General features: G+C 48.0%; 13 protein-coding genes. 6 read left to right on the plus strand and 7 right to left on the minus strand.

Annotation, left to right across the window (positions count from 1 at the left end; genetic code table 11):
• Positions 1-205: 205 nt before the first annotated feature.
• Positions 206-1,687 carry an FGGY-family carbohydrate kinase gene (locus tag QHH26_09385; protein MDH7482166.1) on the plus strand — a complete coding sequence of 494 codons (1,482 nt, stop codon included), beginning with the start codon at positions 206-208 and terminating at the stop codon, positions 1,685-1,687.
• A gap of 64 nt (positions 1,688-1,751) precedes the next feature.
• Here the strand turns inward: QHH26_09385 and QHH26_09390 are convergent, their stop codons facing one another.
• From QHH26_09390 to rpmH, 7 genes are all read right to left on the minus strand, one after another.
• The gene (locus QHH26_09390) at positions 1,752-3,002 is read right to left on the minus strand and encodes a glycosyl hydrolase family 28-related protein (protein MDH7482167.1); all 1,251 of its coding nucleotides are present in this window, start codon (positions 3,000-3,002) and stop codon (positions 1,752-1,754) included.
• A gap of 122 nt (positions 3,003-3,124) precedes the next feature.
• A complete protein-coding gene (mnmE, locus tag QHH26_09395) occupies positions 3,125-4,534 on the minus strand; it encodes a tRNA uridine-5-carboxymethylaminomethyl(34) synthesis GTPase MnmE (GenBank protein MDH7482168.1) in 1,410 nt (469 codons plus the stop codon).
• 78 nt (positions 4,535-4,612) lie between these two features.
• On the minus strand, positions 4,613-5,383 hold the full coding sequence (gene jag / locus QHH26_09400) for an RNA-binding cell elongation regulator Jag/EloR (GenBank protein ID MDH7482169.1): 771 nt from the start codon (positions 5,381-5,383) through the stop codon (positions 4,613-4,615).
• A gap of 68 nt (positions 5,384-5,451) precedes the next feature.
• Positions 5,452-6,669 carry a YidC/Oxa1 family membrane protein insertase gene (locus QHH26_09405; GenBank protein ID MDH7482170.1) on the minus strand — a complete coding sequence of 406 codons (1,218 nt, stop codon included), beginning with the start codon at positions 6,667-6,669 and terminating at the stop codon, positions 5,452-5,454.
• Between the two features lie 63 nt (positions 6,670-6,732).
• Positions 6,733-6,939 carry a membrane protein insertion efficiency factor YidD gene (gene yidD, locus QHH26_09410; GenBank protein MDH7482171.1) on the minus strand — a complete coding sequence of 69 codons (207 nt, stop codon included), beginning with the start codon at positions 6,937-6,939 and terminating at the stop codon, positions 6,733-6,735.
• A gap of 13 nt (positions 6,940-6,952) precedes the next feature.
• Positions 6,953-7,306, minus strand: a complete 354-nt coding sequence (gene rnpA, locus QHH26_09415; protein MDH7482172.1) for a ribonuclease P protein component — start codon at positions 7,304-7,306, stop codon at positions 6,953-6,955.
• Between the two features lie 31 nt (positions 7,307-7,337).
• Positions 7,338-7,472 (minus strand): 50S ribosomal protein L34, encoded by a 135-nt coding sequence (gene rpmH / locus QHH26_09420; protein MDH7482173.1) that lies wholly within the window; start codon positions 7,470-7,472, stop codon positions 7,338-7,340.
• A 199-nt stretch (positions 7,473-7,671) separates the two neighbouring features.
• On the opposite strand from rpmH, the gene dnaA reads away from it, so the two are divergent.
• From dnaA to QHH26_09445, 5 genes are all read left to right on the plus strand, one after another.
• A complete protein-coding gene (gene dnaA, locus QHH26_09425) occupies positions 7,672-9,060 on the plus strand; it encodes a chromosomal replication initiator protein DnaA (protein MDH7482174.1) in 1,389 nt (462 codons plus the stop codon).
• 273 nt (positions 9,061-9,333) lie between these two features.
• Positions 9,334-10,458, plus strand: coding sequence for a DNA replication/repair protein RecF (gene recF / locus QHH26_09430; protein MDH7482175.1), 1,125 nt, complete (start codon positions 9,334-9,336; stop codon positions 10,456-10,458).
• Complete coding sequence (locus tag QHH26_09435; GenBank protein MDH7482176.1) at positions 10,448-11,017, plus strand: DUF721 domain-containing protein; 570 nt, start codon at positions 10,448-10,450, stop codon at positions 11,015-11,017. The genes recF and QHH26_09435 overlap by 11 nt, the downstream gene beginning before the upstream one ends.
• A gap of 75 nt (positions 11,018-11,092) precedes the next feature.
• Positions 11,093-12,310, plus strand: a complete 1,218-nt coding sequence (locus QHH26_09440; GenBank protein ID MDH7482177.1) for a glycosyltransferase family 4 protein — start codon at positions 11,093-11,095, stop codon at positions 12,308-12,310.
• Positions 12,303-13,763 carry an RtcB family protein gene (locus QHH26_09445; GenBank protein MDH7482178.1) on the plus strand — a complete coding sequence of 487 codons (1,461 nt, stop codon included), beginning with the start codon at positions 12,303-12,305 and terminating at the stop codon, positions 13,761-13,763. The genes QHH26_09440 and QHH26_09445 overlap by 8 nt, the downstream gene beginning before the upstream one ends.
• The last annotated feature ends 7 nt before the right edge of the window (positions 13,764-13,770 follow it).

Below are 13,770 nucleotides of genomic sequence, written 5' to 3' on the forward strand. Positions count from 1 at the left end.
CGTGCTGTCAATACCTTTAGAGATATTTGTGAAAAAATTGTTGGCGGTAAATCGGGGTTTTCAGCTAAATTTTCACTTTGCAATTTTAAGCCCTTAACATTCCCGCATGCCTTTTTTTAATATTCCACATAATAGTTGATTGCTAAACCCCAATTTGATAGAATCCACACAGTGCTCATTTGCAATTCACTCTAGGAGGAGAATAATGGCAGAGGAGCTCAAATTTCTTGCATGCGACCTGGGAGCTGAAAGTGGACGCGTCGTGCTTGGCCGCCTCTCTAATGACCACCTGCGACTAGCAGAAATACATAGATTTCCAAACATCGGAGTTAAAGTCGGGACAAGTCTTTATTGGGATGTCCTCCGTCTCTTTGATGAAATGAAAAATGGTATGCGTTCGGCAGGTCTAGAATATGGGGCGGATATTGCAAGCGTCGGCATCGACACATGGGGCGTAGACTTCGGGCTTCTGGGACCCAATGATGTTCTCATTGAAATTCCTCACTGCTACCGCGACCCCCGGATTGATGGAATGATGGAAGAAGTCTTTACCATTATCCCCAGATCGGAAATCTATAACCAAACAGGCATCCAGTTTATGCCTCTCAACACACTATACCAGCTTTACTCCATCCGCAAGCACAACCCTTGGATGCTAAACACTGCCAGAACTCTCCTGATGATGCCAGACCTTTTCAACTTTTGGTTCACAGGGGTTAAGGTTTGTGAATTCACCGAGGCAACAACAACTCAATTCTACAACCCACAAAAAGGAGAGTGGGCAAAGCCCCTGCTCGAACGCCTCAGCATTCCAACTCACTTCCTTGTGGACATATGTGCGCCGGGTACCATCCTTGGAAAACTTCGCCCATCAGTTTCTGAAGAGATTGGCTTATCAGACATCCAGCTTATTGCTCCAGCGACGCACGACACCGGCTCGGCTGTTGCCGCAGTCCCAGCAAAAGGTAAGAATCACGTATACATCAGCTCAGGCACATGGTCACTAATGGGTGTTGAGGCTTCAGAACCGATTATAAACGACCGCGCGCTCGAGCTAAACTTCACCAACGAAGGGGGCGTGGCGGGAACATATCGCTTCCTCAGAAACATTATGGGCCTATGGTTAGTCCAGGAATGCCGGAGAACCTGGGCGCAGGCAGGCAACGAATATTCCTACGCCGAACTTACCGATCTCGCCGCAAAGGCGGAGCCATTCAAGCACCTGGTTGATCCAGATGATGTGTCGTTCCTCCACCCTGGCGATATGCCAGGCAAAATTCGTGAGTTTTGCCGAAAAACTGGCCAGCCTGAACCGGAAACTGTCGGGGCAACAGTCCGGTGCGCACTCGATAGTCTAGCGCTTAAATATCGGTGGGTTTTAGAGGGTCTTGAATCTTTAATGCACACACACCTCGAGCCAATCCACATTGTCGGTGGGGGCACGCAAAACAAGCTCCTATGCCAACTAGCTGCCAATGTAACCGGCAGACCGGTTGTTGCAGGGCCAGTTGAGGCTACGGCCGTGGGCAACATTCTTATCCAGGCTCTTGCCCTTGGTCATATCGGAACATTGGAGGAGGGTCGCGAAATCGTTCGCAAATCGTTTGAAGTAATTACTTATGAGCCGCAACCAGACGATCGAATCGAAGCCGCTTACGAAAGATTCAAAAAACTTCTTTCGCGGTAAAGAAGGAGATGGAGTACGCAAGCTATTTAAGGCGCACCCCATCTCCTCAATTTTTCATCTGCCCTTATTCTTCCACGTTTAGGCCTATTTCAACTTTGCCTTTACTTTGATTGTCAATTTTCATCCCGCCGCGAAAGCGGTTGCCCATAATAACAGTAGCTTTAGAGCTTGCGCCGAGCGTTATCTGCTTCTTTCCTTCATCCATAAAATCACAACTTGACACCGTGAGACCATTTCCTTCCGCCATTATACAAGGATCGCCCTTGCCGCCTTGGTCCCACCCGTTGAAATGACACTCATTAAAGAACACATGCCCGGAACCTCTAATCGTTGCGTGGGTTGTAGTCGTGGGGATACCCCAGAAACCGCAGTTATTGAACTTTACAGGGCCGGTGTTTGTCTCCCTAACCTCAACATGGGACATAAACTGGCAATTTGTGAAGACAATTCCCGCATGAGCCTGGCAATTCTCTACCAGGACAGCAGTTGGGCCTATATCCGAACCCGAAGTATTTATAACTACGTTGCCGGGGCCATGTCCAAAATCGCCAAATTGGAAGCCAACTTTGTACCAGATGGCAAAACAATTGCTTACGTATTCCCAATCGGTGCGGCCGAAAATGAAAGCTGTCGCCTGGCTTGTAAGGAATTTCTGCATTTCCTCATCTGCTTTCCAGAAGGGCCAGAGATGCACATCTTCAATTCGCCCAACATCATAGCACTGGTCAACAAATATACCTTTGTGAAGTGGATGCGCATAAAGCCCCTTGATAAAATGGCGCCCACACGGAGCAGTGCCAAAATCCACCGCCTGCCATGGGTTTACTAAGAGCACATTAATAATTGAGCAATTATCGCCTGCACCGCCGATACACCAAGGATACGGGACGGGATTGCTCTTGTCCTGCTCGGGATAAAAGATAGTAAGCCCTTTCACACAAGAATTGGTCCGCAGTAATATAAAGGGGTTCCCACTGCTTTTTCCCCTACCTTCAACCGCCAGAAGAGTACTCCCCTCGTTAATGCCCTTGGTGGTTGGCGCCTGAAAGATGCCCATCAAGGTTACTGCTTCGGGAATTTCTAAATGACCTTTTATCATATATTTGCCGGTCGGAACAAAGACTATTCCGCCACCATCTTTACCTGCGGCATCAAGCGCCTTCTGAAACGCCGCCGTGTCGTCAGTCTGCCCATCTCCCTTTGCGCCAAACGAGGTAACAGAGTAGACTCCTTTTTGCCCAATGAGGGCATCCGCTGCATGCAAGGGCACACCACAGATTAGCAACACAATCAGCACAATTATAAAATTGCACACATTCCGCCTCCGCCAGGTTAATTTGCATACAGGATAGAAAGAAGAATCCTACTTGTCAAGCAAGAGATAGTCTAACTTCGATAGAGAATGCCCAAAGAGCTTTGGGGATGTTTCTGGGGAACCTACTTGCCTATGCAAAATTCGCTGAATATCCTGTCTATCACATCTTCTGTGACGGTCTCGCCCGTGATTTTGCCAAGAGACTCAGCAGCTGCTTTGAGGTCAATGCTAATGCAGTCAACGGGCATCTCAGATTGAGATGTACGAAGGGCTTCTTGGAGAGAAACGAGAGCTTCTTCTAGAGCTTGGCGATGGCGAATATTGCTAACCACAGTACCCGATGAATGTGACACAACTCCTGACAAGACCTTCTCGGCGATGAGGTCCTCAAGGTCGCTGATACCTTGGTCTGATGGAGCTGCGGTTTTAACAATGCTTGGCTCACATCCAATTTCATCGCAAATCCAATCTTTTATCAAGCAAACAATCTCGTCTGCCTCAGCCGCCCGAACTAAATCAACTTTGTTTAAGACAATTATGACCTTCTTATCGGATATATCTCTCAGTAGTTCCCGGTCATCATCAGTAAAGCCTTCACTTGCATCGATGACCGCTAGCACTAGGTCTGCTTCTTCTATTTTCTTCCGTGTAAGTTCCACCCCTATTTGCTCAACAATGTCTTCCGTGGTCCTAACACCAGCCGTATCTATGGCGCGGACAGGTATTCCTCTTATGTTTACGCTCTCCTCAATAACATCTCGGGTTGTCCCTGGGAGAGGTGTTACAATCGCTCGTGTATCGCGAAGGATTGCGTTGAGAAGGCTGGATTTGCCCACATTCGGGCGGCCGACTATAACCGCCCGAATTCCTTCACGGTAAACCCTCCCGCACTCTGCGGTTTCGAGCAAACGGCGGACCTTCTCCAGTGTGTCGCGCAGAGATTCTCTAAGTGCCTGCATATCTACTTCGCCGACCTCATCTGGGAAGTCGATGCTCGCCTCAATATTCGCCATCATTGCAATAAGGCTGTCGCGGAGCTTACGAATTTCGCTCGAAAGCCGTCCATCAAGCTGGCCTCTCGCAATACGCATTGCCTCGTCTGTTTGCGAGCGAATGATGTCGAGAACAGCTTCTGCCTGCGCCAAATCGAGACGGCCGTTCAAAAACGCGCGCTTTGTGAACTCCCCCGGCTCGGCGAGTCTAGCGCCAGCCTGGAGGGCAGCATTTAGAACTCTCCGCAAGGGTACTATGCCACCATGGCAGCTTATCTCCACAGAATCCTCGCCCGTATAACTCCTCGGCGCACGAAACACTGTAAGAATTCCATCATCTATCCGCTCACAGGATACAGGGTCTTCGATATATCCATAATGAGCCGTGTGTGTTGGAAGGCCGTGGACATGCACCCCCGATGCTGGATGAAAAATTTCGCCAGCTACTGTAAAGGCATCGCGTCCACTAATCCGAATCACTCCTATGCCCGACTCGCCAATCGGAGTAGCTATTGCTGCTATCGTGTCGTCGATTCTCATATTACCTCAAAAATTAAACAACCCAGGCCGCGCCTGGGTTGGTCTAAGTTTTCTTATTAGCGGCCTCTCCAGATACCCCTACTTCCTTGGAGAGATTACTATCCTCCTATTTGGTTCTTCTCCTTCACTGTAGGTATATACATCGGGATCATTTACAAGAGTAAGGTGAATTATTCGCCTCTCACTTGCTTGCAGCGATTCGAGAACCGCCTCTTGGCCTGACTCTTTGACCTTTTTGGCAAGGAAAAGCGCCTGGTTTCTCAAAGCCTCCTCCCGCCGTGAACGATATCCTTCTGCATCCACAATTATTCGAACTTTGTGTTGCAACTGCTTGTTAGTAATTACTCCAACCAAATATTGAATCGCATTTATCGTCTGACCATGCTTGCCAATAAGCATACCTACGTCGCCGCCGGTCATATTCAAAACCACCTGCCCATCTGTGCTTTTGATCTCTGCCTTCAAATTGTTTCCGATGCCGTCGAGAATATGCTGAAGCACATCCACAGCTTTCTCTGCTGCCAGCGCGATGGCACCAGCAGGCGGCGGTCCCGCTTGCTCTATGGCGCTGGGGATACTTTCTGTCGAAATCATTACCCCTTCATCTTCCTCAGCCTTATGCGACGACGCCGGAGCCGAAGATGCCTCCGCTATGGTGCTTTCTTTCAACCCTACGTGAGGCTTCAACGTCACTCTAACCTTCGCAGGGGACTGGCCGATTCCAAGAAAGCCCCTAGTCCCTTCGTCAAGTATTTCAATATCAACTTCTTCCTCGGTAACTCCTAGAGCCTTGAGGGCAAGCTCAGTTGCTTCCTCAACTGTTTTTCCTGTCTGTTCAATGCTGGTCATATTTGGTGTTACCCCCTGACAATCACTAAAGAAGGGTCCCTCCCTCTTCTTGGAACCCCCCTTTGAACTCACGTGGCAAAAACTGGCAGAAGCCCTCCAACGGGCAGTCTGTCGCAATGTCTCCTTCGCCTTGAAGGTCGCGACCGTGTCCTGCGGACTCTTGTTGGGAGCTCAACTTGCTGTGTAGCAGCGACCCCTGAAGGTGGCTGTTGCCCCTCCTCTGGGCCGGTCCCTTTCAACACCATCACCTGCTGTGCTGTGGATACAATGTTGAAAATCAACCAATACAGCATAAAGGCTGATGGAAAACTATAGAACAGGAAGCCAAACATAAGGGGCATCACTATCGCCATTATCTTTTGTTGCTCAGCCTGAGTAGGATCTACCACGGTTAAGCGCTGCGAGATAAACATGCTTATTACGTAAAGGATAACCAGCGGGATATCCGGCTCTGAAAGGTTGCCTCCCACTATTGAAGGATATTTCTCAGCTAACCTGCTACCAATCCACAAAAACTTGCCTTGGGCAAATTGGTATTGGTACAACCGAACCATATAATATAAAACCCATAACACAGGGAGCTGTACCAACAAGGGCAGACAGCTTGCAAATGGATTAACGCCTTGCTCCCTATACAGCGCCATCAGCTTCTCGCCCATTTCCTTTTGATTGTCCTTGTATTTCTCCTGAATCTGCTTTACCATCGGCTGAATGCGCTGCATTTGCTTCATGCTTCTGAACTGGGCATGACTGAGCGGCCAAGTAATTACCTTGAAGATTACTGTAATAATGAGGAGCGCCAAGGCATAACTATAGTTCGGATTCCTCCCTGTTAAAGCCACAAAGAAATCAACGATTTTGTATAGTGTGTGCTTGGAGTTCCTTTTATCGTATTCTTTTTCAAGCTTAGCAAGTCGCCTCCGCCCCTCCGCTGCCGCTTGCGACTTTTCTGGCGAAAATCTATCTAAAAGCTTATTATAAGTGCTAATTGCCTGGTGCTCATCGCCAAGCTTTGTTTCGAGCACTATAGCTTTCTCAAGAAGGGCTTGGGCTGCGTACTCAGTATTGCGGTATTCCCTTGAGTTTGCAAGTTGGTCGTAAATCTGCAATGCGGCGCGTAGCTTTTTCGGTTCATCCCCTGCTTCCTTTACGCTCTCTCGCGCCTGCTGCAGCATTATCTCTGGCTTCGGCAGCAGTGGAACTGGCCTTTGCTGAAAATACATGAATATCATAAGGCTAACCATCATTATAAGAAGCATCATGGTTAGCCCGGATGATCGCTGCATAATTCCCCCAATTTATTAAAATTAATTTTCTAAAGCTTTAACAGCAGTTTAGAAGCCTGCAAACTACTCAACTGGGTCATAGCCACCAGGATTCCAAGGGTTGCATCTGAGCAGTCTCCAGATGGCTAAAACTGTTCCTCGTAATGGGCCATGTTTCAAAATCGCCTGGGCTGCGTATTCCGAGCAGCTAGGTTCAAACCGGCAAGTCCGAGGTTTGAACCTGCTAGCTTTTTGATATACCCTAATGAGGAAAACAATAATATACCGCATGATTCCAACAGGCTTAGCTACGCTCGCGCAAAAGGCCTGCCTCCTCGAAAAGTTGTCTTGCCGCATCTCTAATTGACCAAAAATTCGCTTCCTTTATCGCAGGCCTACCGACAAGAATCGCATCAAAGCCAGTTTTCTTAATTTCTCCTAGTAACGACCGAACGGCTTCTCTGATCTGCCGCTTAACCCTGTTTCTAGCTGCAGAGCTTCCTATCTTCGGGCTTGTCGAAAATCCAAATCGCGCGGGCTGTGATTCTTCGCGCCACAAGACACGCAGTACCAGAAGCCGGTTAACATATCCTTTTCCCCGCTTATAAACTATTTCAAAATCCCGACTACTGGTAAGCCTGTGCTCTTTTGGTAGCACTTTTATGCCTGCGGCGTCCAAAATCACCTAGCTAGACTGTCAATCTATATCTTCCCTTGGCTCGGCGGGCGCGAATCACATTCCTCCCACCAGCACTAGACATTCTCGCTAAAAAACCGTGAACACGGCTACGCCGCCGGTTCTTGGGCTGATATGTGCGCTTCATGGAACTCGTCTACCTCCAATGTGACATATTATAGCATATCACTATTTCCTGTTACAAGTGAAATTTGTCTACAGTGTTACCACCCCTGCATGTCAAAAAAACGTTTGATAGCTACTCGGCATTCTGGTATAATTACTAGGCCGCTTGCATCAGTCCCGTCAGGCCACGGGGCGCCATCGAACACACCGGAGGCGAAGCCTTGGAAAACCAGCTCCAACTTGGTGAGGACAGTTCGTCGGTTGCTCTCAAATGCGCCTGGGAGAAGAGCCTCTCACTGCTGGAGCCGGAAATAAACCGGCCTACGTTCGAAAGTTTTTTCAAAACGGCTCGCCCCATATCTCTCGAAGGATCAACAATCACAATAGCCGCCTCGAGCGAACTTGCAAAGATTTTTCTCGAAAAATACCGCGACCTTATAAAAGCCGCTCTTGAAGCAAGCCTTAAAACTGACGTCGAAATAGCCGTTGTTGTGTCTGCAGAGCAAAATCAAGATAAAGAGAAAAAAACAACGCTGAAACCGTCGCCTAAACCAGAGTCTGCCCTAAGCGCAATTTCTCTCCCACTGAATGAAAAGTACAATTTTTCAAGTTTTATAGTAGGCCCTTGCAACCGCCTGGCGTATGCAGCGGCACTGGCAGTTGCCAAAAAGCCCGGGCGCGCATATAACCCGCTTTTCTTATATGGCGGTCCCGGACTCGGCAAAACGCACCTACTTCAGGCAATAGGGCACTATGTTTTAGAAAACTGCCCTGGTATGAGGATAGCTTACGTGTCAGGCGAGACATTCACATACCACTACGTCTCAGCGCTCCAAGAGCATCGATCCGAAGATTTCCGCCGAAAATATCGAAGCGTAGATATCTGGCTCGTGGATGACATCCAGTTCCTCGCTGGAAAGGAAAGAACAAAAGAAGAGTTTTTCCATACATTCAATGCGCTCTACCAAGCAAATAAGCAAGTAGTATTGACAAGCGACAGACCACCAAAAGATATAAACCCATTGGAGGAACGGCTTAGGTCAAGGTTCGAAGCAGGCCTTGTCGTGGATGTTGCTCCCCCCGATCTCGAGACAAGAATTGCAATCCTCAAAGATCGTGCTGCTGCCGAAAATGCAAACCTGCCCCCTGAAGTAATCGAGCGAGTCGCAGAGCTCATAAAAACAAATGTACGCGCCCTTGAAGGCGCACTCATTACTTTAATCGCACACTCCTCCCTAATGAAACGAACGCTTACTCCAGAGCTAGCCGATGAAATTCTAAGCCGCTACATGATAGATAAGAAGTTTGCCGAAATAACACCCGACGCAATCCAGCGCGCAGTAGCCCGCGCTTTCGGCGTGGAAGCAGACGACCTTCGAGGCAAGAAGAAAACAAAGGAGATATCTCTAGCTAGGCATGTGGCGATGTATATATGTAGAGAGCTTACTTCACACCCCCTCTCAACGATAGGAAGAGCGTTCGGCGGTCGAGATCACACATCAGTGCTCTATGCGTCATCAAGAATAGATGCGCTATTAAAGCATGACTCTTCTCTTCGTCAGACAGTTGATAAATTATTGGAGGACCTTCGCTCAACATTCTGTGGATAACTCCCCTAAAAACCAGTGAAGAACGTATATCTTAAATCGGCTGGTGGAAAATCCGCCATTTTTACAAAGTTGCTAACAAGTTACGCACATAGTTTCCCTCACCTCATTACTAACAAAATCTAATCTCGCTCCCTCTAGTCTGCCTTCCCGAAGTGACTTACTAACATTTTTCACAATGTGTATAATAAGGAGTGCAATGCATCAAATTAAAAATTTCGTCAAGCCAAAAGACGCTGTGGGAAATTAATCGAAGGTCGTTAATATCTCCCTGAAATGTACATAGACGAACTAACTCTCCGCAACTTCAGAAACTATACAGAATGCCTTCTGCATCCTAGTCCTGGGTTGAATATCTTGGTCGGCAGAAATGCGCAGGGAAAAACAAGTTTGCTTGAGGCAGTATACCTGCTTGCGATGGCAAAATCTTGGCGTGCGGGACGAGATTGCGAAATGATTAATTGGGATGCCGATATGGCATGCGTTTCTGCGAAGCTTGTACGTGAGAAGAGGAGCAATATAGAGATAGAAGTTCTACTTAACCGCTCAGGAAAAAAGCGCATAACAATCAATACCATCCCGCAAAACCGTCTTGCTGATGTTATTGGGCAACTAAATGTTGTGTTTATTAGTCCGAGGGATGAAGAGATAGTCACAGGAGAGCCAAGCGAGAGAAGGAAGTTCTTAAACCTTGAGATAAGCCAAGTTCAGCCTCAATATTGCCATTTACTTATCGGATACCGCAGGGTACTTGAGCAAAGAAATAAGCTGTTGAAAGAACTGGAGAAGCGCAGAATGGGTGATGGGGTGCTCAAGGTTCTTGATGAACAATTGGTTGACTATGGCTCAAAGATTCTCGAAAGAAGATTAGCTTTTATAAACAGACTTGCAAAGATTTCAGAAATTGTTCATTACCAGCTAACTGATTCAAAGGAGAAACTCGGTATAAAATACGTTTCCAGTATCAGTATCGGAGAGATTATAGATGCTGCAGGTATTGCACGAAAATTCGAAGAAACACTAGAATCGCACCGAGCCGATGAAATAAGAAGGGGAATTAGCCTTTTTGGGCCGCATAGAGATGATTTAGCTATTACCATTAACAACATAGATGCAAGAACATACGGCTCGCATGGACAACAAAGAACAGTTGCACTTAGTTTGCGACTTGCGGAGCTTGAGTTGATTGAGGAGTTAATGAAAGAAACGCCTATAGTACTCTTTGATGACGTAATGGCCGATCTTGATGAGGAGCGGAGGGAGCATGTGATTAATGCTATACTAGGTGGTCGCCAGTCGTTTGTAACCACGACAACACTCTCACTCTTTGATGATAGGTTGTTGGAAGAAGGAACGGTTTTTAGAGTATCTGGTGGCGAGGTAAAGCAAGATGAGGCGTAAGGCGCCTCCCTACACCCTGGCTGATCTTGTTGGGAGTTCCCTGTCGGCTCTTGGTTTGGAGCAGAAGATCAGGGAACAAACGGCCATTATATTATGGAATGACACCGTAGGTGAACAGGTTGCGGGAGCCGCACAACCAGAATTTGTTCGCAATGGCATATTGTTCGTGGTGGTGAAAAATGCCGTTTGGGCAAATGAACTTGGCTTTTACAAACGCGACATTATTAGTAGAATCAACAAGCAACTAGGAAAGCCTGTCATAAAAGATATAGTCTTCAGGGTAGGAAGCCTCCCTTCTACAAAAGGTTCGAAGGTAAGCAGCAGAGCGAAATGCGAGGACATAGAAGGTATTTCCCTCTCAGATGGGGAAATTGAGCAAGTAGAGGCAATTGCAAGGACTGTGAACGACCCTCAGTTGTTTGACTCGTTGCGAGGACTCTTGATTACGGTATTGCGCCAAGAAAAGTGGAAGAAGGAGAACGGATGGAAGCCCTGTAGTAAATGTGGCGCGCTCCACAATGGGCAGTGTTCGGTTTGCCCGGTGTGTCAATTGAAATAGGCCAAATAGCGACAGCAAAGTTGCCGCCTTTAAACAAACAAACTGATTCTCAAATTTTGTAAGGAGATTCGTTGAATGCGAGTATTGATGTTGTCTTGGGAGTACCCACCCAGAATAGTAGGGGGCATCTCCAGGCATGTATATGATTTAAGCCGCGCCCTCGCGGAAAGAGGTGTAAATGTAGATGTAATAACCTGCGAGCATCCGGGGGCGCCGTCAGAGGAATCCGATGGCAGTTTGAATGTCTATCGTGTCCCTGTCGCTCCCGGCAATGACTTCGTGCATTGGGTTCACAATCTTAATGCTGCCACTGAAGTAAAGGCGCAAGATATACTAGAGACCTTCAAAAATAAGAATGGCGGCTGGTCTGAGCCGATTGTTATCCACGCACATGATTGGCTCTCGGAATTCGCGGCTAAGGGCATAAAGCATAAATACCATCTGCCAATGGTAGCCACTGTTCATGCAACCGAGCATGGACGAAATCAAGGGATACATAACGACCTTCAACGATATATTAGCGGGGTCGAATGGGAGCTGTGCTATGAAGCATGGCGCGTGATTTGCTGTAGCCATTACATGAAAGAGGAAATATCTTCCGTACTTGGTGTTCCATATGATAAACTAGATGTTATTCCAAATGGCGTAAATCCACAAAAATTCGAGTTTGATTTTAACCGTGAAGAGTTCAGAAGTTGGTTTGCAATGCCAAATGAGAAGATTGTGTTCTTTGTTGGACGCATGGTGCGCGAAAAGGGAGCGCATGTGCTGATTCAGGCTATCCCGGAGATCCTTTCCGCGTATCAAGATGTGAAGTTTGTGATAGTAGGCGGCGGCGACAAATCGCATTTGGTAAAACTTGCTGAGGACTTAGGTGTCTCACACAAGGTGTTCTTCACGGGTTATGTTGATGATGATACCTTGCTTAAGCTTTATAAGGTGATAGACGTAGCGGTATATCCAAGCCTTTACGAGCCATTCGGCATCGTGGCTTTAGAAGCAATGGTGGCGAAGGTTCCAACGGTCGTTTCGGACGTAGGCGGCCTTAGGGAGGTCGTTGACCATGGGGTAACAGGGCTTACCGCATGGGCGGACAATCCTGAATCACTTGCTTGGGCAATTCTGCAAATTTTGAGAAACCCGTACACAGCAAAAATGATGGCTGAAAATGCACATCGTAAGGTGATGGAGACATTTAATTGGGGCAGAATTGCTGAACAGACTGCCGGCGTTTACGAACGCGTATGGTCTGAGTATCTGGATAGCGATTGGGGGTGTGGAAAATATGCCTGAAAAATGGAATGGCCCTCTTAAAAATGTTGGCAAATATCGCTGGCTAATACCGAGATCTTATAAGCCTGGCATGAGGACGGACGGTTTGATTTTTGCAAGCGACAAGCTTTTAGAGAAGATACGCGAAGACCAGGCTCCTGAGCAGGTAGCAAATGTTGCCTTTTTGCCTGGAATTCAAGGCAAATCGCTTGCAATGCCCGACATCCATTGGGGATATGGCTTCCCAATCGGTGGAGTAGCCGCAATGTCGGTCGAAGACGGGGTTATCTCGCCAGGCGGGGTTGGCTATGATATTAATTGTGGAGTTAGGCTTCTGAGGACCGACCTGGAGCGCAAGGATGTCGAGCCCAAGATGCAGGAAATAATTGACGCCCTCTTTCGGGATATCCCTTCGGGCGTTGGAAGCGAGGGGCGTATTCGCCTAAATGAGCAGGAGCTCCGAGAGGTAATGAAAAAAGGAGCAAAGTGGGCGGTAGACCGAGGCTATGGTTGGCATGAGGATATAGAAGTTACTGAGGAAAACGGCTGTCTTGAAGGAGCTGACCCCTCTGCTGTAAGCGACAAGGCAATAAAGCGTGGCAGACCTCAAATTGGCACACTAGGCAGCGGCAATCATTTCCTCGAGATTCAGGTGGTTGATGAGATATACGAGCCTGAGATTGCTCGCATATTTGGCATTGACCACGAGGGCCAAGTGACAGTAATGATCCACAGTGGCTCAAGGGGATTGGGCTACCAAATATGTGACGACTACTTGGTCGTGATGCAGCAAGCTATGCGAAAGTATAACATAAGCGTGCCCGACCGACAGCTTGCTTGTGCACCGGTAAGGTCGCCGGAAGGGCAAAGATATTTTGCCGCAATGGCTTGTGCCGCGAACTACGCCTGGGCTAATCGCCAGGCAATGGCACACTGGACCCGGGAGGCATTCTCCCACGTTTTCGGCAAAGGACCTCAAGGCCTTGGCATGCACCAAGTATATGATGTAGCACATAACATTGCTAAGTTCGAGGAGCATGAGATAGACGGCGTGCGAAAGAAAGTTGTCGTCCACAGGAAAGGCGCTACTAGAGCCTTCTCGCCAAACCACCCAGACGTCCCGGCTCAATATAGAGCTGTTGGACAGCCTGTCATCATCCCAGGGGACATGGGCCGCTACTCATTCCTTCTGGTCGGCACCGAACAGGCAATGAAGGAAACGTTTGGCTCAACATGCCATGGGGCTGGGCGCGTGCTCAGCAGGAAGGCAGCTATGAAGGAGTCTCGGGGAGCGGATATCCAGCAGGAACTTTCGGAGAAAGGTATTATTGTCAAGGCGGCGAGCCGTGGAACCCTTGCAGAAGAGGCTCCGGAGGCATACAAAGATGTCTCGCTTGTTGTTGAAACCGCCCATGAGACAGGCATTTCCCATAAAGTTGCCCGCATGAGGCCATTGGGAGTTATTAAGGGTTAATATCATA

It is taken from the genome of Armatimonadota bacterium, assembly GCA_029907255.1.
Taxonomy (GTDB): Bacteria; Armatimonadota; UBA5829; order DTJY01; family DTJY01; genus JAIMAU01.